The sequence below is a fragment of the Maribacter algicola genome (assembly GCF_003933245.1).
Classification (GTDB): Bacteria; Bacteroidota; Bacteroidia; order Flavobacteriales; family Flavobacteriaceae; genus Maribacter; species Maribacter algicola.
In genome coordinates this window covers 1,293,015-1,317,447 of record NZ_QUSX01000001.1, presented here as the reverse complement: position 1 = coordinate 1,317,447, position 24,433 = coordinate 1,293,015, and the positions used below count along the sequence as shown (strand labels likewise).

Below are 24,433 nucleotides of genomic sequence, written 5' to 3'. Positions count from 1 at the left end.
TGCCCAGATAGCTGCCAAAAAAGCCGATTACCAATAATAAAAGGCAAATAAATCAGGTGTTCCTTTTGAATGTAGCCATTTTTGAAATAACAAAGGTTCTGGTAAAATCTATAAAAAAATCAATAAAGGCCCAAGTCGTAATAAAAACGCCTTTTTCAAGATTGAAGGCCGCCATGGCAAAGCCTCGGATAGCCCTCCTTTCTTTGTCCAGGCCCTTTTTGAACAAGATAAATTTACTCATGTTGCTAAATAAATGGAAAAGGGCCGTAAGCCCTGGGACAATATGAAAATCGAAAAAGAAATTGCCAAAAGGCACAAAAAACACAGAAGACCCAAAACCGCCAACCGTTCCCACTACTTCCGCCACCAAGGCTAGTAGTAAGAAAAGATAGTTGAGCTTGTTCACGTAGATGGAAGCATAAGGTTCCTAAGGCAACCAATCTACTCAAATATTTTTATGGGAACCGTCGCAAGAGGGCATTTTCTTGGAGTGGCCACAGATACAATCATGTATGCCTTTCCCTACCATAATACGAGACCTGTATTTCTCTATTCTTGAAAATCTCGTGACCGATTGTTTTGCGCCTGAAAAGAACAACAAATATCCCTTTTGCCTGCCGGGCGTGAGGCTTTGAAAGGCGTTTCGGAATTCTGCATCCTGTTGAAAGGCAATTTCCAATTCGTCTGGAAGCTCTAGTTCATCGGGGGTGTTGAATTCTACTTTCAAGCCGGACTTTTCAACTTCGATCGCCTCAAAAACATAGGCTTTTAGAACGGGTTTTAACCGATGGATTTCGGCCGTATCGGTAAACGGAACTATTCTCCCGGATTGCGTGTTTTCACCTTGTTGCCTCAAAACACCTTGGGTATCCTTCAAAAGCACGCCCTTGAAAAAGCTCAAACAACAAAAGTCTTTGAACGCACCCAGAATAGCTATATTCTTACCGTCCATAGCATAACAAGGATTTCGCCATTTAAAGGTTTCGTCCAACCCACAATTAAGGAGTATTTCCCGCAATAATTGTAGTTCACTCGACCATTTTTTTTGTTTTGAAATGTATTCTGAAATATCGTTATCCACGGAAATAAGGGATTAGTGGCATGTACAAATAACTTTGGTTTCCGTTGCAAACCAATTTGAATGTACAAAATTTAGTTTATTCTACCTGCGAAGACGCCAATTCCCGATACAGTTTCCATTCTCCGTCTACCTTTTTCAGAAGCACCAGAAAGGTGTCGCCCATTTCATGAACGGCACCATTTTCATCTGTGTAAAAAGTGCGGCTAACCCCAAAATCATAGGCCATGGTATCGGATAAAATGACGGTTTCCTTTGGGGTCATAATGATACTGTCATAACGGAACTTGTTACCGTGTTGTTCCCTAAGTTCTCTATAGGCGATCCAATCCTCACTCCCGGGCCCTATGGAAATTAGGTCTTTGGTAACAAAACCTCCCAGATCGCCATAGCGTTTTTCTCGTACGGTCTTTTGAAAGGAATCCCGCATCTCCTCGATTTTATCAAGCTCGGCTTGTACATCGATTTTAGGAACGGTTTGATCCATTTCCGCAGTAGCTGAAGTACCGTCCTTACAAGAAACTAGGAGAATAAAAACGGTGGTTAAAAGAAGAAGGAACGTAACGAGTGTGATTTGAAACGGGTAATTTTTCATTTAGTTAAACTTTTGGGTGTTAGAAAGTACCTATAAGTTAAGTAACCTACATATGTTATGAATACAAAACTTCACCATACGCTCGAATTTTTGTGTAATTGGACGGACAATGGGATTTTAATCGGTCTTGTAACGATTGGTTTTTTGTCTTGTATTTTTTGTTTATTGCCTTTGTATAGTAGACACAATGCGAAGTTGTGGAAAGCTACTGATTGCTACATTTTGAAAGTCATTAGAAAATTGTAACAAAACAATATTTTAAAGTACTAGTAAGTAGCAACGATTTTGTACATTCATCTAAATTAAATTTAAACAAGGAATCATGGGAAATTTCATTTTAATACCGATTGTAATTATTTTAGGGCTGGTGCTAATGTCCTTTGTGTTCATAGTAAAGCAACAAACCGCTGCCATCATAGAAACCTTTGGTAGGTTTAGCAGTATAAGACAATCCGGCTTACAGTTTAAAATTCCGTTCGTGCAACGGATTGCCGGAAGATTGAGCCTAAAGATTCAGCAGTTGGACGTAATCATCGAGACCAAGACCTTGGATGATGTTTTCGTTAGGCTAAAGGTTTCCGTTCAATACCGGGTTATCCGCGAGAAGGTGTATGATGCTTTTTATAAGTTGGATTATCCGCACGAACAGATTACCTCTTATGTGTTTGATGTGGTACGTGCCGAGGTTCCTAAAATGAAACTGGACGATGTCTTTGTAAAAAAGGACGACATTGCCCTAGCGGTAAAGGCAGAATTGAACGACGCCATGTTGGACTATGGTTTTGATATTATTAAAACCTTGGTAACCGATATTGACCCAGACGCACAGGTAAAGGCGGCCATGAACAGGATTAATGCCTCAGAGAGAGAAAAAATTGCCGCACAGTTTGAAGGGGATGCCGCCCGGATACTCATTGTTGAAAAGGCAAAGGCGGAAGCAGAGAGCAAACGTTTACAAGGTCAGGGTATTGCGGATCAGCGAAGGGAGATAGCTCGTGGTTTGGAAGAATCCGTTGAGGTGTTGAACAAGGTAGGAATCAATTCGCAAGAGGCTTCCGCATTGATCGTGGTGACCCAACATTATGATACCTTACAAAGCATAGGGGAAGAAACAAATACCAACCTTATTCTTTTGCCCAATTCACCACAGGCCGGTAGTGATATGTTGAACAACATGGTGGCTTCCTTTACGGCGAGCAATATGATAGGGGAACAAATGAAGAAGAACAAGGACACGAGAAGCTTGGACAAAGGAAAATCATAGGAATAAAGCAAGCAAAAAAGGCACGATAAATAGAAATCGTGCCTTTTTAGATATAAAATATACTATTTGGTTTTTTTAAGGTCAACCTTTTGATATTTATTTTTGCATTGGAATTTATTCTGTTTTTTGCTGAATTTTGGCCCAGGAATCCCTAAGTCCAACGGTCCTATTAAAAACAAGGTTTTCCGCGGTAGAATTCTTGTCCACGCAAAAATAGCCCATGCGTTGGAATTGGAAACGATCACCTATTTGGGCTTCCTTCAAACTTGGTTCCACAAATCCGGTAATGACTTCTAGGGAATTCGGGTTTATAAAATCCATGAAATCCTTGTCTTTTTGCGTATCAGGACTCTCATGGGTAAACAAACGATCATATAACCGGATTTCAGACGGAACGGCATGCGGCAGAGACACCCAATGTAAGGTTCCCTTTACCTTTCTCATGCTTTCTTCCGTACCACTTCCACTCCTGCTCTTGGGGTCATAGGTGCATTGTACCTCAACAATATTCCCATCGGTATCTTTGGTGCAGCTTTCGGCCTTTATGATATAGGCGTTTTTTAATCGAACCTCTCCGCCTAACTTTAATCGGAAGAATTTTTTGTTGGCTTCCTCCTTAAAATCTTCTTTTTCAATATACAATTCCCTTGAAAAAGGAACTTGCCTAAACCCGAGCGATTCGTCTTCCGGACTGTTTTCAGCCTCCAACCATTCCTCCTTACCTTCCGGGTAGTTGGTGATGACCACCTTTAAGGGGTCCAAAACTCCCATAACCCTGGGGGTGGTTTTGTTGAGGTCTTCACGAACATGGAATTCCAACAAGGAAACATCGATAAGGTTGTCTCTTTTTGCGATTCCTATGGTATCCGCAAAATTACGAATGGATTCAGGGGTATACCCTCTTCTTCGCATGCCGGAAATGGTGGGCATCCTTGGGTCGTCCCAACCGGTGACTACTTTCTCGGCGACCAATTGTGCCAATTTACGCTTACTTACCACGGTATGGCTCAAATTTCTTCGGGCAAATTCTCGCTGTTTTGGTCGTAACTTTTCAGCATCGTAAACTTGGTCAAGAAACCAGTCATATAATTCCCTGTGTGGAAGGAATTCCAAGGTGCAAAGGGAGTGGGAAACTTGCTCTATGTAATCGCTTTCGCCATGTGTCCAGTCATACATTGGATAAATGCACCAATCGGTATTTGTTCTGTGGTGCGCTCTATGCAGTATTCTGTACATGATAGGATCGCGCATAAGCATATTGGTATGGGCCATATCTATTTTTGCCCTAAGCACATGCGAGCCTTCCTTGTGAGCCCCGTTTTTCATCTCTTCAAACAAGGATAGGTTTTCAGCAACGCTTCTGTTTCGGTAAGGACTATTTGTTCCTGGCTGTGTAGGGGTACCTTTTTGCACCGCCATTTCCTCGGACGATTGGCTATCAACATAGGCCTTGTCATTTTTGATAAGCTGCACGGCCCAATCGTACAGCTGCTGGAAATAATCTGAAGCATACCGTTCGGTATCCCAATCAAAACCCAGCCAAGAGACGTCTTTTTTAATGGCGTCCACAAATTCCTGTTCTTCCTTGGCGGGATTGGTATCGTCAAACCTCAGGTTTACAGGCGCTTCGTAACGAAGGCCTAAACCAAAATTTAAGCATATGGAACTGGCATGGCCAATATGGAGGTAGCCATTGGGCTCTGGCGGAAACCGAAACCGTAAATCGCTCCTGGAGTATCCTTTTTCCAGATCTTCCTCTATGATCTGTTCAATAAAATTCAAAGACTTCGATGTCTCGCTCATGTTGTGTTTTTTCAAGCTACAAAAGTAGCAAAATTGCCATAAAACCTAAGATTAAAAAAGATTCACCTTGTACAAAATGCGTTTCACAACAAATTTGAATCGGGCTACAACAATTAATACCCCACGCGCGTTAATTGTGTCATATTTGTTTTGAGTACCAAAGGTTTAAAGTGTTTGACCTACAACATCACTATCATTTGGGGCACAAAACGACACATCACTATGAAACAAAACTACAAATCTTACTGCTTGACCCTCATTCTTGTGTTCATGGGCTTCCTACAGCTTTCCGCACAGGCCATTATCATCAATGCGCCAGAACCGGCAGACAATCCTAATTTACCTGGTAATTCAGTTTGGGGATATGTTTGCGCCGGAAACGGAGGTTTCAACGAATATTTTGTGAACATTACCTGGGCGGGTACGGCCAATGCCGGTAACCAATTTATTCTGGAACTTTCAGATGCAAATGGCAATTTTTCGTCGCCGACCGTATTGGCTACGATAACCGACAAGAACACCACAAACGATTTTGACGTGAGCTTTTCCGTCCCAGACGACACAAGGGGGCTGGGCTACAAGATGCGCGTACGGAGTACGGACCCAGTAAAGCTTGGAACGGAATCCCCCGCCTATAACATGTATTACATGGACATCACCAACAATCTTAACATTAGCGAGTTGGGAGACGGTGTACCTCCGGGAAGTGTTTGCGCCACGGGACCCATAACACTTCAGGTGGATAATATCCCAAATCCAGAAACCTATCAGTATATTTGGTATAGAAGTGGAACACTTTTGACCGGGCAGACGGGACACACATTGAACGTTACCCAAAGCGGCATGTACAACGCCTATGTAGATTATGGGCCAAATTGTACAGGATCTGGAAATACGGATTCCAACATTGTGGACGTTACCATTGGTGGTACGGGAGCGGGAATTGCAATTAATCCGCCGAGCAAGACAATACTTTGTAACACGGATTCTGAAATATTGTCCATTGACCAAACCGATGCGGCTTGGAGCTATCAGTGGTATAAGAACGATGTTGCCATTATGGGCGCTATAGGAACTACCTATACCGTTAATGGAGGGGTTGCAGGTTTTGAAGGGGATTATGCGGTTGAGATTTCAGGGGCAGGTATCTGTACCGAGCGTTCCGCTCCGGTTACCATGAGCAACCCTGGGTCTTATACGGTAACTAGGGATAACTCTGCCAATGTGGTCGTACTACCAACACAACCCCAAACCTTATCTGTCACTACCGATGCCAGTTCACCAACCTACAAATGGTTTAAAAACGGGGGGGAGATCGCCGGTGAAACTACCAGCACCTTGAACGTTACCGAGGCAGGTAACTACTACGCCCAGGTTACGGAAACCGGGGGAAGTTGCGGCAGTACCAGCAAAAATTCGGAAACTACGGTGGTGGTTACACCGGCGTCTTTTGAATTGGTATTGGATTATGCAGGAAATTATACTTCCTGTGTTTCTACAAGTATAGTGTTGGAGGTCGCGACCATTAATGCGGTTGCTTCGGATGGAACCAAAACAAACGTCACGGAAGATCTTAGGGATGCCTTTGCCTATCAGTGGCAAAAGGACGGGTCTACCATATCCGGTCAGACAGGGAATTCCATCAGCATCGCCTCCAATTTGGAAAATGGAAGTTATAGCGTGAACGCAACTATCGATACATACAACGAAACATCAAATGCATTGGCCGTGCAATTATTGACCGGTGATACAGTTACTATTAGTAGTACAGGCACGGTCTATTGTAGCGCTAGTGATTTGATAACCTTGAGTGCTTCCTTGGATTTAACTGCCGAATCGTTTGAATGGCAATTGGACGGGAGTATGGTAAGCACCACGGATAGGGACCTAAATGTTAGCGCAACGGGAACATACCGTTTGGTTTTGGACCGTGACGGATGTCAATTGGTTTCTAATGAAGTTACGATATCTCCTTTGGACGAAAACCTAATCAGTTTGGAGCCGGCCGGTAACATGGTCATTCCTGAGGGAACTACCAGGACGATTACTGCTTCCGGCGGAACGGCCTATAGATGGATGGATGCCAACAACACGGAAATAAGTACTTCGGACAGCGCTGCCATTACCCAACCGGGAACGTACACGCTGATTGCAAGTATTGGGAATTGTGAAATTGTTAGGCAATTTGAAGTGTCCATATTGGATACGTTCAAAGTACCCAATGTCATTACAGTAAACGGCGACGGAATCAATGACCAATGGGTAATACCCAATTCCTACTCCAATAGGCCCGATGTAAACGTAATCATTTACAATGGCCAAGGAGAAGAAGTCTTAAATGAGTTTGACTATAAAAATAATTGGCCCCAGACCTCAACGGCATTTACCAAGCAAAACATGGTATTCTATTATAAGATTAGAAACGCCAACGAGGTGCTGAAACAGGGCACGATCACCGTAATACGCTAAAACCAAACATGCTACCTAAAACACGTATACTACTATTATTTGTACTTCTTGCCCTTGGGTTTTCTAAGGCCCAAGCGCAGGAAGACAATCCTTATTTTGGGTACGAGGTACCTTCCCAAAACTTGTTGAAATACAATCGGTTTTTGATAAACCCAACATTTTCTACGGTACGGGAAGACAAATCGTACATCAATTTATTGCATAGGAACCAATCGGTACAATTTGATGATAACAACCAAAACTATTTCTTGAGTTATAGTGGTAGGATCAGCGACCGTACCGGTTTGGGGTTAAGTTTGTATACCCAGCGTTTGGGGGCTTTAAGTAATTATGGTGTCTTGGCAAACTACGCCTACGGAGTAAAACTGAGCGATAAAAGTAACTTCACTTTTGGGGCCAACTTGTCCTATTACAACAGTGGTTTTGATGAAGGCAGGGCCACTACGGTAGAGGAAGATCCATTTTTGGCCGGATTCCAAGACCAGAACCTGTTATCTTTTCAGCCAGGATTTAACCTTTCCTATGGTAATTTTGACATAGGTGCCTTTGCGGAAAACCTGTTTGATTATAATTTAAAAACAAGTGAATCCCTTACGGATTTTAGTCAAAAAACATATTCCGGACACTTACAATATACCCATCAGTTTAAAAACACATCCGGGATTTTGGAGGCTGGGCGTTTGATGCCTTTGGCAAGGGTTCGTATGGATGGGGAAGAAGACAATATTACCTTAGGCGGTAGTTTAATTTTGGACCTTCCCAAAATCGGTTGGATTCAAGGTGGTTATGATAGTTTTTATGGAGCTGCTGCCGGGGTAGGTTTCAATCTGAACCAACGGATTTCTTTGGGATATACCATGGAAAAAGGCTTATCCAACAACTTCGATAATTTTGGCCTTACACATGAAATCTCCTTTGCCTATTCCTTCACACCAAACCTGACCGAGGACAGGGTTATGTTGGAAGATGATTCTGAAGACGATTTGGTTAATAATGATTTAGAACCGGAGAACATTGCTACGAATGACGAAATTGAAGAATTGAAAAGGAAATTGGCTGAAAATGATGCCATTATTGAAGAGTTGATGTTTCGGCAGGATTCCTTGGAGGCCAATAGACAGGCAGACCTGGAACGAAGGTTCAATATGGTCATGAAAATGGTTAGGAACGAAACCAATGGAGAACGTCCCGATTTGGAACGCAGGGCCGAAGAAATTTTCAGAGGCGACAATTCTGATGTAAAGCTGGCATCGGCACAAAATACAAAGGAAAGGGAAGTTGAAGAACTGGTAAATACCAATCGGAATTCATCGGTTCAAGATGCCTTGGCCACCAATGTAAATCCCACTTCAAAAGGCATTGATGAAGCGACACGAAGCAACAATTCATTAGAAGAGAAAAGTACATCCAATGCCATAGCGAATACCGAGGTGTCCACAACGAACCGACCTAAACAGGAAACAATCAAGGAGGAATCCAAAAGAGATGTATTGGCCTATACGCCACCCAAAAGGAACCCTGTAAATCAAGAACAGGAGAAGTCCACGGTACAGGAAGGGGTGAAAAGCAGAAAGTTCAATGACCTCCCCAATGTTACCGATGGATACTACGTAGTGGCCAACGTCTATAAAGGTGGTCAATATATGGACAAGTTTTTAAATTCTTTGGAGGCCAAGGGAATTAATGCGGATTATATTGACAACCCCAACAACGGATTAAAATATGTGTATTTGGAACGATATGAAACGTTTGAGGAAGCGGTGGCTGCCCACGATTCAAATTTCAACGGAGCCTATGAAGGTAAGACTTGGATCATGAACGTTGAGAATCGATACACCAATGAAGCTTATGTAAACAACGTAAACAAGCTTAAGGAGAAATCCTCCAAATATGACATGGATGTACTTCGTAAAAATGTTGTACAACAGGATAAGTTGGCATCGAATAGTACGACACCTGAAAATTACGAAATTGATGGAATTGGATCTGGGTACTATATTATAGCAAATGTATTTGCCAACCCTAAAAACGCCAATAGGTTTGTAGCCCTTTTAAACTCCTATGGGCTTAGTGCCAGTTATTTCATAAACCCAGAGAACAATTGGAGGTATGTTTACTTAAAAAGACATGATTCCTGGACAAACGCCCTAATTTCCTATTATTCTAGGTTGAACGACGCTTATGATGAAAAAATGTGGATTATGAGGGTAACCCCTGGGCAAATGGCATAATTAGAAATCGATTATTTTAAATTGAACCAAGGAAATATCTCCTTGGTTTTTTCATTAACGCCTTTTTAGGCGCTCGAAGGAATTAAATCAAATGAGGTTTTAAATGGATGGTAGCTATTAGGTCTTCCAAAAAATTTGTTTTAAAAATACCCTGAACATTCTATCGGTAAATCTTTGAAAACATCAATAATACGTAGAGTTTCTTCATAATATTTTATTGAACCATACCATATAAAAATCCTGGTTTGCTCAAAAAAAGGGCCAAGTTGACCAAAGGTCACCATCAACAAACCTTATTTCACAACAAGTAGTAACCAGACTACAACATTAAATTTCAAACCTTACCAGTATAGGCAATCTTTGTTATTGGCGTATTCCGACGTGATTTGAGTTAAAGTCACTACGGAAAGCTTTTAGAACATAGATCTATGACCAAACAAACGACATTTTTTGGAGTTACCATTCCAAATTTTCAGTTGAAAACCTCTTTTTTGAAGATTTCCCTGTTTTTGATTTTTTTGGGAATCGGAACTTTTTCAACGTTTTCTCAGGTAAAGAACAATTTTGATGTAAGGTATTCCGCGGATATTAGGGGCGAACTAACGTTTGCTGGCAACAATATTGTCAATAGACGCACACAAGAGGAAACAAGACAGGAATGGCAATTTATCAATGGGCGATGGAGACAGGTAACGGTTACAATTCCCGCGACCTCTCCAAACGACCCTTACAATTTGACCGGGACCGCCTCTCAGTACAATGATAATTTGGACATGCAATACATTGACGTGGACAGTGACCCAAGTACGTTCAGCTCAAGTAGTGCAATTTTAACGGTTCCAGACCCTGCATGTTCCTTAATAAGATATGCAGGTTTGTATTGGTCCGCCGTATATGTAAATCCAGATCGTAGTAACATTGATCAGATTAGGTTTAGGGTACCGGGTGGTGCTTACCAAGACATTACCGCCGATGAAATTCTGTTCGATGGGAATGGTGATGCAGACTTTGGATATTATAGCCCATATGCTGCCTATACGGACGTAACGAGTATTCTTACGGCCTTACCGGACCCAAACGGAGAATATACTGTGGCAAACATTAGGGCAAGTTCTGGAAGTAATATTTCTGGTGGTATTTCCGGTGGTTGGAAGTTGGTAGTCGTGTATGAAAACCCTAATCTTCCCGGTAGTAGATATATCACGACCTTTGATGGATATGCAGGAATTGCATCGGGTCAGACCGTGGATATCCCTATTAGCGGATTTACCAGTCTGCCGGCCCCTTTTCCGGTAAATGCCAAAATTGGTGTGGCTGCTTTGGAAGGGGATAATAGAATATCAGGCGATGGATTGGCTATCGATGCCTTTGGTGGTGGCGTCTTTACACCTTTATCCAATACATTAAACCCAGCTACAAACTTTTTCAACTCAAATATTACTCGTTACGATGCATTGGTTTCAGATAGAACCCCCAATAGTATCAATACCTTGGGTTGGGACATAGATCTTTTTGAGATAAACAATCAATTCAACAATGTCATTCCAAACGATGCCACTAGTGCCGTATTGAGGGCAAGTTCCTCTCAGGACAAATATGATATCTTTTTTACGTCGTTCGATATAGAAATTATAGCTCCAAATATTGTTTTGGAAAAACGGGTTAACACTCCTGGCGGTGTGGACATTACCGGTCAGGGAGTTAATTTGGGCCAAGTTTTGGATTATGTACTATCCTTTCAAAATATTGGGAATGATGATGCGGACAATTATACCATTCGAGATGTCCTACCAATAAATGTTTCTCCGCCTGACGGCAGAACAGACTTTATACCATCTGATTTTGCGTTACCTCCAGGGGTAACTTACGTATATACAGCTGCTTCAAGAGAAGTTATTTTTTCGATTCCAAATAATCTGGTAGAAGAGGATGGACCTGAATATTCTATTAGAATGCGGGTTCAGGTTGCAGAAAACTGTTTCGATTTTATTGATGCATGTTCGGATTTGATTCAGAATTTGGCCTACTCCTCGTATCAAGGAGTTGAAAATACCGCTATGGTTACAGATGACCCCAGTGTAACGGACTTCAATGCTTGTGGTTTTGTGGTACCCGGGGCCACCAACTTTTTATTGGACGACCTTTCCGATTGTAATTTTCAACGTACCGTAGAACTCTGCGGTAGCTCTGCAATCCTAGATGCCGGTGATAATTTTGACGAGTACGTTTGGGTTAGGGACGATAATGGCAACAATCTATTTGATGCCACGGATACCGTAATCACGGACGGTGACCCAGATAATGATCCAAGTACTATAATGGTCACCCAAGTGGGCACCTATATTGTGGATAAGATTGTGGCTGATCCATGTAAGGGTTTTAAGGAAATCATTACGGTAACTCCCTATGGGGCCGGGTTGATACCCAATCCAATCATTGAGCTCATGAATGCCGTAAACAATGATACGGACCCTTATAACGACATCCCTGGTGAAGTTGTGCAGTGCAGTGTGGACAATGCCATGTTACCCAAATTATTTCTTTGTGGCGCTGCGGACACAAAGGAGCTACAAATAAACATTATTGATGCACAATCCATTGTTTGGGAACAGCTGGATGAAGGGAGCTGCAGTCCATCGGGCGACGACTGTGCTAACAGAGCCTTGACCTGTACTTGGAACCAAGTGGCAACGGGCAATACGTATACGGCGAACACAGAAGGGCAATTCCGCTTATCTGTAACTTATCAAAATGGCTGTACTAGCCGTTTCTACTTCAATGTATTCAGAAACAACTTGGATATTCAGTATACTAAGGAAGACATTATTTGTGCCAATCCGGGAAACATTACGATTACCAATCTAGGAAATGGGTATGGTTACCAATTGGTAAATGACGACACGGATACTGTAGTGATACCTTTCAGTGCCAATAATGGGCCTAGTTTTGATTTTAACGCGGGCGAAAACGGAAGCTATGTAGTTGAGGTTACCCAGTTGGACTTGAATGGTGACCCTATTGATAATGCCTGTATTTTTAGAACCCCGGTCATTGGGGTTTTGGACAGGGACGTAACTTTTGATGTATCCCATACGGACCCCAATTGTATCTCACTGGGAAGCATCAACATTCAAATTAACAATGCAGAACCCAATTACGAATATGAACTTCGTTTGGACGATGGTTCTAACGGAGGTCAAGGGACCTTGATTGATGACGAAACCGCACAAACGGATAATGATTTTACGTTCTCTGGCCTGAATGCAGGAAACTATATTGTTATTGCTCGTACCCAAGACGGTTGTACCCATTCAGAGCAGGTAACTTTGGTTGATGGTAATGATTTAGAAATAGAGGCTCGGGTCTCGCAACACATCACCTGTAGGGAAGGAAATATTCTCATGAGCTCCACTGGGGGCCAAACGCCCCATAGATATGCTATTTGGTCCTTTGAGGACGAAATAGGTACTATGGTTACCTCCTACCCAACACCACAGGATATTCCAGCGACCGAATTCCAGTCTAGCCAAATCTTTGATATCTACAATCCGGGCAATTATACGTTCGTGGTAGTGGACCGTAACAACTGCTTTGCGTTTTCTAATACGGTGACTATAGAATTTAGACCGGCAGCTGAGTTTTCAGGTGCTACCATTGAAGACCAAGCCTGTTTTGGCGATGCTTCGGGATCCATACAGATGAATCTTTTGGACGATAATGGCTACCAACTTACATATTATCTTTTTGATTTCGATATTCCACAAATTGACGTAATCAACGATAATTTTGACATTAATGATGCGATTGCCGCCAATGCTTCGGGCTATTTTGGAAACCTGATGCCAGGCGACTATACCATTGTTGTCAATATGCGTAAAGGAAGTGCGGATTGTAACTATCCATACTACCATACGATAAGTGGTCCCGCAAATGCTTTATATGCGGAATCGGCACTTGTACAAGACTATAGTTGTTTACTGGATGGAATTATAGAGGCCCAGAATGTATCCGGTGGAACGGCACCCTATAGCTATAGTATCGATGGAATAAATTTCATTCCGGATTCGACACCCAATGCCCACAGGTTCGAAAACTTGACAGCGGGAACATATACAATAACAGTAAGGGATGCCGCCGGATGTGTATTGGCTACCGCTCCTGTAACACTAGACCCAACGGATCCTCCAACAGATTTGTCGGTTGTGGAATCTCAAATAACCTGTCCATCTGGCACGGTTGATTTACAGGTTACCTCGGTAGGGGGAAAGGCTCCATTGACCTTCCAGATAGTTGCCCCTTCTTTTATTGCGCCGGATGCCACTTCTGGAAACACGGCCGACTTTAACGGTTTGGCTCCGGACACGTATACTATTAGGGTAACGGATGCCGATGGCTGTTTTTATGAAGAAAACCATACCATAGCACCTATTGTACCCATTACCATGAGCGGTATCACGGTAACTCCTGTTTCCTGTTTTGGTGCGACCGATGGAACGGTACAGTTCAACGTTAATTATCAAACCGGACAAAATTTCACCTATACAGTTACCGGTCCTTCTGGAACGGTTGCAACAGGTGGCGTACAGGCAATCATTAGCTTGCCAAATTTAGGCGCGGGCGATTACACCTTAGATATTGTAGATACGGACACTACTTGTAACTACAGTACAATATATACTTTAGAAGGACCTCCTACGGCGCTTACCGTTGCAACGCCCAATGTTACCCAGCCAACATGTTTGGATGACGGAAGTGTTATCATATCTTCCACTGGAGGATGGGGAAGTTATGAATATACCCTTTTAAATCCTGACACTTCGGTATTTGGCACCAATACCAATGGCTCATTTAACAATCTAACACAGGGAGGCACCTATACGGGCACCGTTACGGATGCCAACAATTGTACGGTACCCTTTACTTTTGATATAAACCCGGCAACCGCTCCGGTACTGGTAATAACGCCCAATGATTTCTGTTATGACGATGCGGTTGGATTGACGATAACGGCCAATGTTACCTCCGGAGGCGATGGTAATTTTGAATATAATATAAATGGAGGTGGTTATAGCACATCAAATGTGTTTACAGGCCTTGCTCCTGGAACCTATACCATCAATGTTAGGGACGGAAATAGCTGTACAGATACACAAGCCATTACAATTAACCCTGAACTTAGCCTTATTGCCAGTGCTGGCAATATTACCGCATGTGCCACGGATACTGATATTGATATTACTGCAGCCGGTGGAGACGGAAATTATGTATACGCTGTTGTTGCCGATGGTGTATCACCAACTGCAGGCGATTTCTCAACGACTAATCCTTTTACCGTAAGTGCTTCAGGAGACTACGATGTCTATGTAAGGGATAACAACGGAAATGCAGGATACTGTGAAGCTAGGTATGACATCAACATTGTTCAGGATGCACCCTTGGCCATTTCAGTGTCCAACACCCCTATTCTTTGTAGTGGGGAAAACCAAGCAACCATAACAATTTTGGCAAGTGGTGGGGAAGCTCCGTATAGATATAGTATAAATAACGGTGCAACCTATCAAACAACCAACATCTTTAACAACCTGGGCACGGGGAATTACACGGTTCGGGTACGGGATGCAAACAATTGTGAGGTAAGTCAGTTATACTCGATTACGGAACCTTTTACCTTGTCAGCATCCGCTGCGGTTACCCAGCTGATTGAATGTAATCCAAGTGCCGGTGCTGAGGTGCGGATTACCAATGTACTAGGAGGAACGGCACCATATACCTACAGTTTTGACGGCGGATTGTCCTACGGGGCCAATGCCATAGATTATTTATTGGCAGGTACGCATACCCTATACGTGCAAGATGCCAATGGTTGTACCTACCCAATGTCCGTAACAATTGATCCGGCACCAACACCTCCCAATGTTACCTTGACCCCAACGGTGGATTATTCCTGTGATGGAACGGGTATCGTAACCATAGGAACGGATGATCCAAGTTTGGATTACACGTACAGCTTGAATGGGACTCCTAACACACCTGCAGATTCCAATATATTTAACAATGTTCCAGTCGGCACACATACGATTTCTGTCGATTATATAAGCAATGCGGCTCCTTCTCCAAGTGTTTTGTTGCGCGAGGATTTTGGAGTTGGTGCACCAACCAGCATTACGGAAATTGACCCCTTATTCTGTTATGAACCCCAAGATGGAAGCCCTAGTAGTTGTCCAAGTTTTGGTACGGATACACATATACAGGATGGGGAATATTCAGTTGCAAACACAATCGTAAACCCTTACACATGGTTGGTCCCCAACGAACAGTCTGGCAACCCAAATGGAAGATACCTTGCCATTAATATTGGTGGTGTAGCCGGTGTCAACGGCATCGTTTATGCAAAAAGGGGAATAGAAGTGATTCCAAACAGGGACATCACCATTTCAATTGATGTTTTCAACCTCAAGTTTGTAGGTTCTACTGGAGCAGATGCCAATCTTGATGTTCAACTGGTAAACTCATCGGGTACGGTCATAGCAAGCATTCCTACCGGTAATATTCCCAAGAGTACGGATCCTGATATATGGGAAAATTACAATATAACTTTGAACCCGGGTGCAGAGACCAATCTTGACATTGTAATAAGAACTATTGGAACTGCGACGGCAGGAAACGACGTTGTTATCGATAATATAATTGCTACTCAACTTCCAGAACAATGTCCTCAAACGGTAACTATTGATGTAACCGTTGAGCCAGGAAATGCCTTCGAAGCCAGCATCGTATCTGCTATGGATGTTACGTGTAATGGTGACAATAATGGTTCCATTACTTTTGATGTCGATAATTTTGGTGCTGGAGGTTTTGAATATAGTTTGGATAATTTTATCACAATTTTAGGAAGTACCACAACGGCCCCACAAACTATTTCCGGTCTTTCCGCAGGTAACTATACAATTTCAATTAGGGACGTTGATAACCCAATTGCAGGTTGTACGGTTACATTGAACCAAACGATCAACGAACCTACTCCTGTAGTAGCTTCGGCATCGATCAATAGTCAGGCGACATGTACAGATGGAGGAGTTATCATTGCATCGGCTATAGGTGGCACCCCCAACTACAGCTATCAACTGGAAGATGGTGTCGGAGGCATTATTGCAGGTTTTGATTTTGCCACCAATGGCAGCAATACCACTTTCAGCGGACTTATCCCAGGCGATTATTTGGTGCGTGTGCGTGATATAAACAATTGCGAGGATGTAATCGATGCCCCGCTCACCATAAACCCAACGGACCCAATCGTGTTTACGGCAGAACCCACAACCTGTTACAGTGGAAATAATGATGGTGAAATTGTCGTGAATGTTTCCAGTGGAAATGGAGGATATCAGTTTAGGATAAACGGCGGCCCTTGGTTGGCTCCAACACCAACAACGGCTACAACCTTTACCTTTAGTAATCTTTCCGCAGGCTCTTATGATATTGAAGTAAGGGATGCCCTAGGATGTCCTTTGGCACCCAATACCCAAACGGTAACGATAAACCCCCAATTAACCGCGAATGCGGTCCTAACGAACGATTTAACGTGTTTGATGGATGCATCCGTCACGATAAATGCCAACGGAGGTTCAGGAACATACGCATATGAATGGTCCAATGATGGGGGAACTACCTATGCAAATACGAATTTTGTTGGGAACGTATTCACGACCAACCTATTTGGAACCTTTGTATTTAGGGTCACGGATACCTCTACGCCCGTAAATTGTGTGGTGGTAACCAATCCTATTACGATTACGGAAGCCCAAACCCCCGTAATTGCCAATGTAGTTCCAACGGATATACTATGTAATGGTGAAAGCACGGGCTCCTTGGATGTTCAAATAGATACTTCCGTGGGTGTACCTCCTTATGTAGTCAATGTAGTGGAAACTTCTGGCCCTACCAATTATGGAACCCAGACCACAGGTTTACCAGCGGGCAATTATGAGGTGACCATTACGGACAGTAAAGGTTGTGTTTCCGCACCATTTCCGGTAACCATTTCTGAACCTAGCCCTATTGTTTATACTACCTCAGACGTGCCAATTACCTGTGATGCTGGATTGGGGACAACGAATCCCGGTGAAATTTCCATTTCTGGGGTTTCAGGCGGAACTGCCGAGTATACCTATATTTTAACTGGAAACAATGGGATTCCTACACAAACCCATATCACAACACCGGGTACAAGAGACCATACTTTTACGGTATTGGAATTCGGTATTTATCAAATTGATGTAGTAGACGCCAACGGTTGTGCTTCCTATACAACCGAAATCATTGCATCACCACCCAATGACCTGGATATTGATGTATCTACGGCCACTGTAGATTGTTTGGTAGGGGGAACTGCAGTAGTGTCTGTAGGTGCTGCCGTAGGAAGTGGAAATTATGAGTTTGCTATTTTGGAAACGTATGCTGCTCCGTATTCGAGCAGCTATCAGGCTCCGGATGTTCTTGGAGGCTTTACTTCAACGTTTACCGGACTTACACCTGGCATTACGTATACTTTTGTGGTGTTCGATTTAACTACCAATTGTTATTATTTTGAGGAGGCCGCTGCACCCATCAACACGCCATCATCCATGGTGGCTACGCTTGACGCTGTTAATAATGTAAGTTGTACAGGATCTGCGGACGGTAATATCTCCTTTACCTTTTCCGGGTATGATGTTGCTGCAACCGATGTACAATATGAAGTTTTCAACAGGCAATCCAATGTAACTACCGGGTATATGGGTACATCCAGTGTAAACCCACCTGGTTCCGTAACGGTAAGCAATTTTGCAACCTTGCCTCCTGGTGAGTACTATTTGTTGCTCACGGAGGTGGGTGGACCTAACAATGGTTGTTCCGTGGATGGAGGTACTTTTACGATACGGGAATCCGCCTTTGCGCTGGATTTGGATGTTGCCTCTCCACAAAACGACAACTGTAATCTCAATGCGGGCATCATTACCGCTGCGGGACGAAACGGAACGGCTCCGTATGAATATCAATATTTACTGGATTCGGCTCCTGCACCTTTGGCCGGTGATGCAGGTTGGGTAAGTGCCACTTCAGCGAATGTGGAGGCCGGTGATTACATAGTCTACGTTAAGGATGCCTATGGATGTATTTTCCAAAGGCCGATTACGGTACTGGAAGACCCAAGCCCAATCATTAGTTTGTCCCTAGTGGATGAATGTGTGGACGAGGGAACGTTCCAAGTATTGGTTACTCTGGATAATCCATTGGTCGCTTCGGCACCGTTCCAAATTCGAGTGAACGGAAATGCCTTCCAAAACTTTACGTTTGATGGCAGCAACCAATATTTGGTGTCGGGACTTAACTCTGGATTGGCCCAAGAAATTGAGGTTAGGGATTTGAACGGATGTTCAGTTACTGAAACATTTGATATTCAACCCCCATTACAATTTAATGCTAGTTTAACCACCTTATTGGATTGTGAGGTAGCTCCTGCCAACAATGCCGAAATTACCATTAATGTTACTGCAGGATCAGGTTCCTACGATTATGAGATTGACGGGCCCGGTGCAGTGGACCAAGCTAGAGCAGCAATGGGCGGTTCAAGTATCACATGGACAGGTGCCAGCATTGATGGTAGCTATACTGTAACGGTATATGACACCAGTACGGCCATACCCAATTGTTTGGGCAGCATTGTAGTAAATGTTTCGCCAGCGGTAACGCCAAACATTAGTGTTTCCAGTTTTACCGATGTTACCTGTAACGGTGCCGATGACGGGACCATCACGGTAACAAGTACGGATGTAGGTACCGGACCTTATTCCTATGAGATAATTTCAGGTCCTGGAAGCAGTGCCACTTTCCCTATTGCTCCAACGACCAGTACGGCTACAAGGGCCACGTTCCAAGGGCTAGAAGGTTTGATTGCTCCGGGAATCACCTATACCATAAGGGTTACAGCGGCAAACGGCTGTTTTATGGATGTTACCCAAGTAATTACACAGCCAGAAATCATCGCCAATGTGAATGCAACAGTGGTAGATTTTGCCTGTACGATTGGAAACAACGAAAACAATGCAACGATTACCATAGATACCCCTGCAATTACAGGAGGTTCAGGAACCTACGTGAGGTATGAGTTTATAGAAGAGGACGACCCCAACACGGTACCCGTAGAGGCTCCGGTGGTTGTTCAATCGGGAACGAATCCCGTATATACTGAAACCGATTTTGCCGGGGGAAGCTATACTATCAATGTGTATGACAGCAACGGCTGTTTAGGCTCAACGACAGCGGTTATCGCTCCGTTTGACGAATTGATATCCGCATCGGCCAGTATTACCAATACGGTTACATGTAACCCAGGAAACGACGGGGAATTGACCATGAGCGTAGTGTCTACGTTAGGGGACCCTTCGAGATTCGAATTTAGTATCGATAATGGTTCGAACTATCAAGTATCCAATGTCTTCCCAGGTTTGGCGGCTGGACCGTATACCATTTTGGCGAGACATATAGATACAGGATGTATCATCTCTGCATCTGAAACCTTGTTGGAACCTAATACTTTTACAATTAACGTTGCCAAGACAAGCGATGTGGTTTGTTATGGAACATCTACAGGTGCGGTCAACTTTGAATTGGTTGATGCAACTTATCCAGGAGGCTTTACTTGGACAGTTTACGATACCAACGGAACCTTGGCCAATACTGCCGACGATATTTCCGTGGTAACTGGCAATGAGGCCACCAACGGCCCAATGGCCGACATCAATTTACCGGCTGGAAGTTATTATGTATCCATTTCGCAGGACAATAACCCTTTCTGCGAAAATACGGAGGCGTTTACAATTGCAGGACCACCTGCTGCGATTACTGGGGCTATCGATATCACCGAAATTACGTGTGTTCCAGGTAATGATGGCATCATAGAAATCATAAATGTTACTGGTGGATGGGGAGGTTATACCTATTACATTGGTATCGCAGCTCCAAGTGCCCCATCGGACTATTTGGCCTCTCCTTCTTTAGGAGGTCTATCCGCAGGAACATACCAAGCTTGGGTAAGGGATGCCCAAGGTTGTGAGCAATTGATCGATAACACTATTGTGTTGGTAGATCCAACTCCTATAACTGCCAGTTTGCAGGTAAATCAGGAAAACTGTACCAATTTGCAAGGAGAGATTGAAGTTTTGGCCGTAGGAGGTCAGGGCTCCAACTATACGTATCAACTCTTATTGAACGGTTCCAATTTCCGTGCTCCCCAGAATACACCAATTTTCTCCGGACTGGGAGCTGGCAGTTATGAGGTAACCGTTACGGATCAGTGGGGATGTACCGCAATAACACCGGCCGTTTTATTGTACGAGGAAATGAATTTGACCACTACAGTGGACAAGGTAATCGATTGTACCGTAAATCCTGGTGGTGAAATCACGGTAAATGTTACCGGAAGCTCTTCAAACCTTGAATTCACGATCACTTATCCAGATGGTACAACAACCATTACGAACACAACGGGGATTTTTGCGAACCTTGTTCAGGTAGGTAATTACAATTTCCTAGTTCGTGACTTGGACACAAGCAACCCAATTTGTGAAAAGACCATTTCACAAGCGTTGGAGGCTCCAATTTTACCAGTATTATTGGATGCCACAATTGTGGATGTAAGTTGTGCGGGGGGAAGCGATGGTAGTATTACGGCAATTTTAAATCCGGCTACGGATGGAAACCCAGATTATCTTTACGAGTTATACGACATTTCCGACTTGGTAAACCCGATCGCCGGTCCACAGACCAGCCCAATATTCGGTAATTTGGCCGCTGGGGATTATCAGGTAAGGGTGATTTCCGGCCTGGGTTGTGACGACAGAAAGAGCGAAAGTATTTCGGAACCCGACTCCTTGATGGTAAGTGCGACGGCTACAACTTTTGATTGCGCTCCGGATAACAGCATCAATACGGCCGTTGTTACGGTAACCGTCGATAATGGAGTGACACCACCAATCGGCCCATCGGGAACTGCACCTTATCTATATAGTTTGGATAATGTAACCTACCAATCTGCCAATACGTTCAATATCGCTGACAACGGTACGGTGCAAAATATCACGGTCTATGTTAGGGATGCCAATGGATGTATCGCAACGGATATCGTCACCATTCAGCCAATCAATAGATTTACGGCATTGGTTTCTACAGATGTGGACATCACGTGTACAAATGATGAAACGGTTACCATTACGGTTTCGGACAATGGTTTGGCACATAATTATATGTACGAGTTATTGCCTATAGGAAATACAAATGCAGTACAAACAGGGTTTACGGCCACCACGGCTACTTTTGATCTATTGACAACGGGTTCATACACATTTAGGGTAACCGATGTGGACACAGGATGTTATTTTGATACGCCCGCCTACAATGTAGAACCGTATGACTTCATTAGGGCTACAGCCACTGCAGTTACTCCGGTTACATGTTTTGGAGATTCCAATGGTGAATTGGAAATAAACATCACAGGGTACACAGGGAATTACAATTATCAAATATTCGATGCTGCAGGTAACCCTGTTGGCGGAGTGGTGAGTACGGATACGTCCGTCAACCCTAGGGTTGTTGGAGGTCTTTCCGGTGGCAATTATTACGTCACAATTACGGAAACGGATGTTCCTTTCTGTTCCGAAGATACCAATATGGTCACCATAGCTTCTCCGGATATGGCACTGACGGCCGTTGTGGACGTTCTATCCCAGCCAACTTGTACCAACGATAGGGGCGAAATTCGTGTAGTTCCAGAAGGTGGGTTTGGACCATATACCATTTCCATCACCAATGGAACCAATACGTTTACTGAAAACAATGTGTATGCAAATGTGTTCAACGGTCTTTCCGCGGGTACCTATGACATTACGGTAACGGACCAAGCAGGTTGTGTTTATACGGATGCGGTGGTACTTGACCCCGCGACACCCATAGTTGCAAACGCCACTCCATTAGTGACCAATTTGGCATGTTATGGCGATATGGGCGCTACGGTTACCGCAAATATAACGGTTGCCGGAGGAAGCGGTTCTTATGAATATATCTTGAACTATATTGATGCGGACGGAACGACGATTCTTTTCTCTACGGCGTCGCAACTAAGCCCTAATTTCAACGATTTGGGAACAGGCATCTATAGTATAACGGTTACTGATGGCTGGGAATGTGACGTGACTACCAACACGGTAGAAATCATAGAACCTACTCCGGTAAGAGCTCAATTGATACGGACCGATCCATTGACCTGTGCTACCGGTGCGGAGTTTGAACTTACCGCTACAGGAGGAAGTGGAAGCTACGAGTACAGTGCGGACGGTATCACATTTATGCCAATGACAAGCAATCCAATGGGATTACCTGCAACCGGAACACTAGGAGCGGGCACCTACCAGTACTTTGTAAGGGACGCTGTTAATGGTTGTGATGCAGTTCAATCGAATGCAATTACGGAAGACATGATCGACCCATTGGTGCTGTTGGTGGACCAATCTGCTGCCTATATCAATTGTACGGGCGAAAGTACAGCCATTATCTATGCCGATGCTTTTGGAGGGCTTGGCAACTATCAGTTCGAGTTGTTTACCGATGCTTCCTTAAGCGTTGCCTCAAGAATTGCCGGTCCAACATCCATTGGCGAATTTAGAAATCTGCCTGCAGGCACGTATTATGTCTCTGTGACAAGTGAGGATTGTACCACGTTGCCAGAGGAGGTTATCATTACGGAACCTGTTCCATTGACCTATGTTGATGAGGTAGTCAATGTAACCTGTGAAGGAGAAGGAAACGGTAGTATTACAGTTACGCTTTCTGGCGGTTCCGGTGGATATCAATACGCGATTTCCCCCAACTTGAACCAGTTCGACACCGTAAATACGTTTACAGATTTGGAACCAGGAGATTACATAGTGATAGCCCAAGATCAAAATGGTTGTTTCGAGTATTTGGAGTATACGATTACTGAACCATCTATGTTAATGGTGAATGCTACCGCTACTCCAGAAATTTGCGTGGACAGTCAGGATGGAGCTATATCTCTCAGCATAACAGGAGGTACAGCTCCATATAGCACCGCACTGAATTCAAATGACGATGCGGATTTTGTTCAGGGTAGAATCGACTTTACGGATATGGCCGCCGGCAACTATTTGATTTTCGTTAGGGATGCCAATGGCTGTGAGACCAATGTGGTCGTGGATATAGAACCAGGTGTGAATCTTAACGCCACGGTTGAACCTGTTTATGTGTGTACGGGAGACCTTCCGGACAATTACGTGAACATCACCTTGGAGGATGAAAGCCTCATTGGGGATGTGATGTACGCATTGGATAGTACGGATGCTTCTGCGCTGCAACTCAACCCAGACTTTAGGAACATTGCTCCAGGAAACCACTATATCACCATTGCGCATTCAAATGGCTGTTTGGTTACGGTAGACTTCACCATTGAAAGTTTTGAACCTTTGACCCTGCTACTTGAACAACGAAGCCTAAACGAGATAACGGCAATTGCCGAGGGAGGTAGTCCAGAATACACCTATTATTTTGATGGTGTTGACAATGGAAACGACAATACGTTCTACATTATGAGGACGGATACGTACGAGGTTAGGGTAGTGGACCAAAACGGATGTGAGATGATTGCCAGCATCTTCATGGAATTCATTGACGTCGATATTCCTAACTTCTTTACTCCGGATGGTGATGGTGAAAACGACTTCTGGATTCCAAAAAATATTCAGCAATTCCCGGATATACTAATAAAGATTTATGACCGTTATGGTAGAGTGGTTTCCAGACAGGCCCATGATGCCAAGGGATGGGATGGAAGATACGAAGGCAAGGAATTACCAACCGGAGATTACTGGTACGTCATTCAATTGAACGGGGAGGAAGATAGTAGGGAATTTGTTGGCCATTTCACTTTATATAGATAAAACTTA

8 protein-coding genes are annotated in these 24,433 nt (G+C 43.6%); 4 read left to right on the top strand and 4 right to left on the bottom strand.

Annotated elements, in window-relative coordinates; genetic code table 11:
* Positions 1-52 precede the first annotated feature (52 nt).
* The 3 genes from DZC72_RS17935 to DZC72_RS05505 form a co-directional block, all read right to left on the bottom strand.
* On the bottom strand, positions 53-367 hold the full coding sequence (locus tag DZC72_RS17935) for a hypothetical protein (RefSeq protein ID WP_243641651.1): 315 nt from the start codon (positions 365-367) through the stop codon (positions 53-55).
* A 78-nt stretch (positions 368-445) separates the two neighbouring features.
* Positions 446-1,081: a DUF1801 domain-containing protein gene (locus DZC72_RS05510; RefSeq protein ID WP_125221858.1), complete on the bottom strand. Its 636-nt coding sequence runs from the start codon at positions 1,079-1,081 to the stop codon at positions 446-448.
* 76 nt (positions 1,082-1,157) lie between these two features.
* Positions 1,158-1,673, bottom strand: coding sequence for a Cif family virulence factor (locus DZC72_RS05505; protein ID WP_125221857.1), 516 nt, complete (start codon positions 1,671-1,673; stop codon positions 1,158-1,160).
* A 322-nt stretch (positions 1,674-1,995) separates the two neighbouring features.
* Between DZC72_RS05505 and DZC72_RS05500 the strand changes: the two genes are divergently transcribed.
* A complete protein-coding gene (locus DZC72_RS05500; protein WP_125221856.1) occupies positions 1,996-2,937 on the top strand; it encodes an SPFH domain-containing protein in 942 nt (313 codons plus the stop codon).
* A gap of 114 nt (positions 2,938-3,051) precedes the next feature.
* Here DZC72_RS05500 and DZC72_RS05495 read toward each other — a convergent pair whose 3' ends face one another.
* Complete coding sequence (locus tag DZC72_RS05495) at positions 3,052-4,740, bottom strand: glutamine--tRNA ligase/YqeY domain fusion protein (protein ID WP_125221855.1); 1,689 nt, start codon at positions 4,738-4,740, stop codon at positions 3,052-3,054.
* A gap of 222 nt (positions 4,741-4,962) precedes the next feature.
* Here DZC72_RS05495 and DZC72_RS05490 point away from each other — a divergent pair, with 222 nt between their 5' ends.
* From DZC72_RS05490 to DZC72_RS05480, 3 genes are all read left to right on the top strand, one after another.
* Complete coding sequence (locus tag DZC72_RS05490) at positions 4,963-7,209, top strand: T9SS type B sorting domain-containing protein (RefSeq protein ID WP_243641650.1); 2,247 nt, start codon at positions 4,963-4,965, stop codon at positions 7,207-7,209.
* 8 nt (positions 7,210-7,217) lie between these two features.
* Positions 7,218-9,440, top strand: a complete 2,223-nt coding sequence (locus DZC72_RS05485; RefSeq protein ID WP_125221854.1) for a PorP/SprF family type IX secretion system membrane protein — start codon at positions 7,218-7,220, stop codon at positions 9,438-9,440.
* A gap of 428 nt (positions 9,441-9,868) precedes the next feature.
* Positions 9,869-24,427, top strand: coding sequence for a T9SS type B sorting domain-containing protein (locus tag DZC72_RS05480; protein WP_125221853.1), 14,559 nt, complete (start codon positions 9,869-9,871; stop codon positions 24,425-24,427).
* The last annotated feature ends 6 nt before the right edge of the window (positions 24,428-24,433 follow it).

Excerpts from the sequence above, each read along its gene's own strand:
- DZC72_RS05485 (WP_125221854.1), top strand. The coding sequence starts at position 7,218 with ATGCTACCTAAAACACGTATACTACTATTATTTGTACTTCTTGCCCTT.
- DZC72_RS05500 (WP_125221856.1), top strand. The coding sequence starts at position 1,996 with ATGGGAAATTTCATTTTAATACCGATTGTAATTATTTTAGGGCTGGTG.
- DZC72_RS05480 (WP_125221853.1), top strand. The coding sequence starts at position 9,869 with ATGACCAAACAAACGACATTTTTTGGAGTTACCATTCCAAATTTTCAG.
- DZC72_RS05505 (WP_125221857.1), bottom strand. The coding sequence starts at position 1,673 with ATGAAAAATTACCCGTTTCAAATCACACTCGTTACGTTCCTTCTTCTT.
- DZC72_RS05495 (WP_125221855.1), bottom strand. The coding sequence starts at position 4,740 with ATGAGCGAGACATCGAAGTCTTTGAATTTTATTGAACAGATCATAGAG.
- DZC72_RS05490 (WP_243641650.1), top strand. The coding sequence starts at position 4,963 with ATGAAACAAAACTACAAATCTTACTGCTTGACCCTCATTCTTGTGTTC.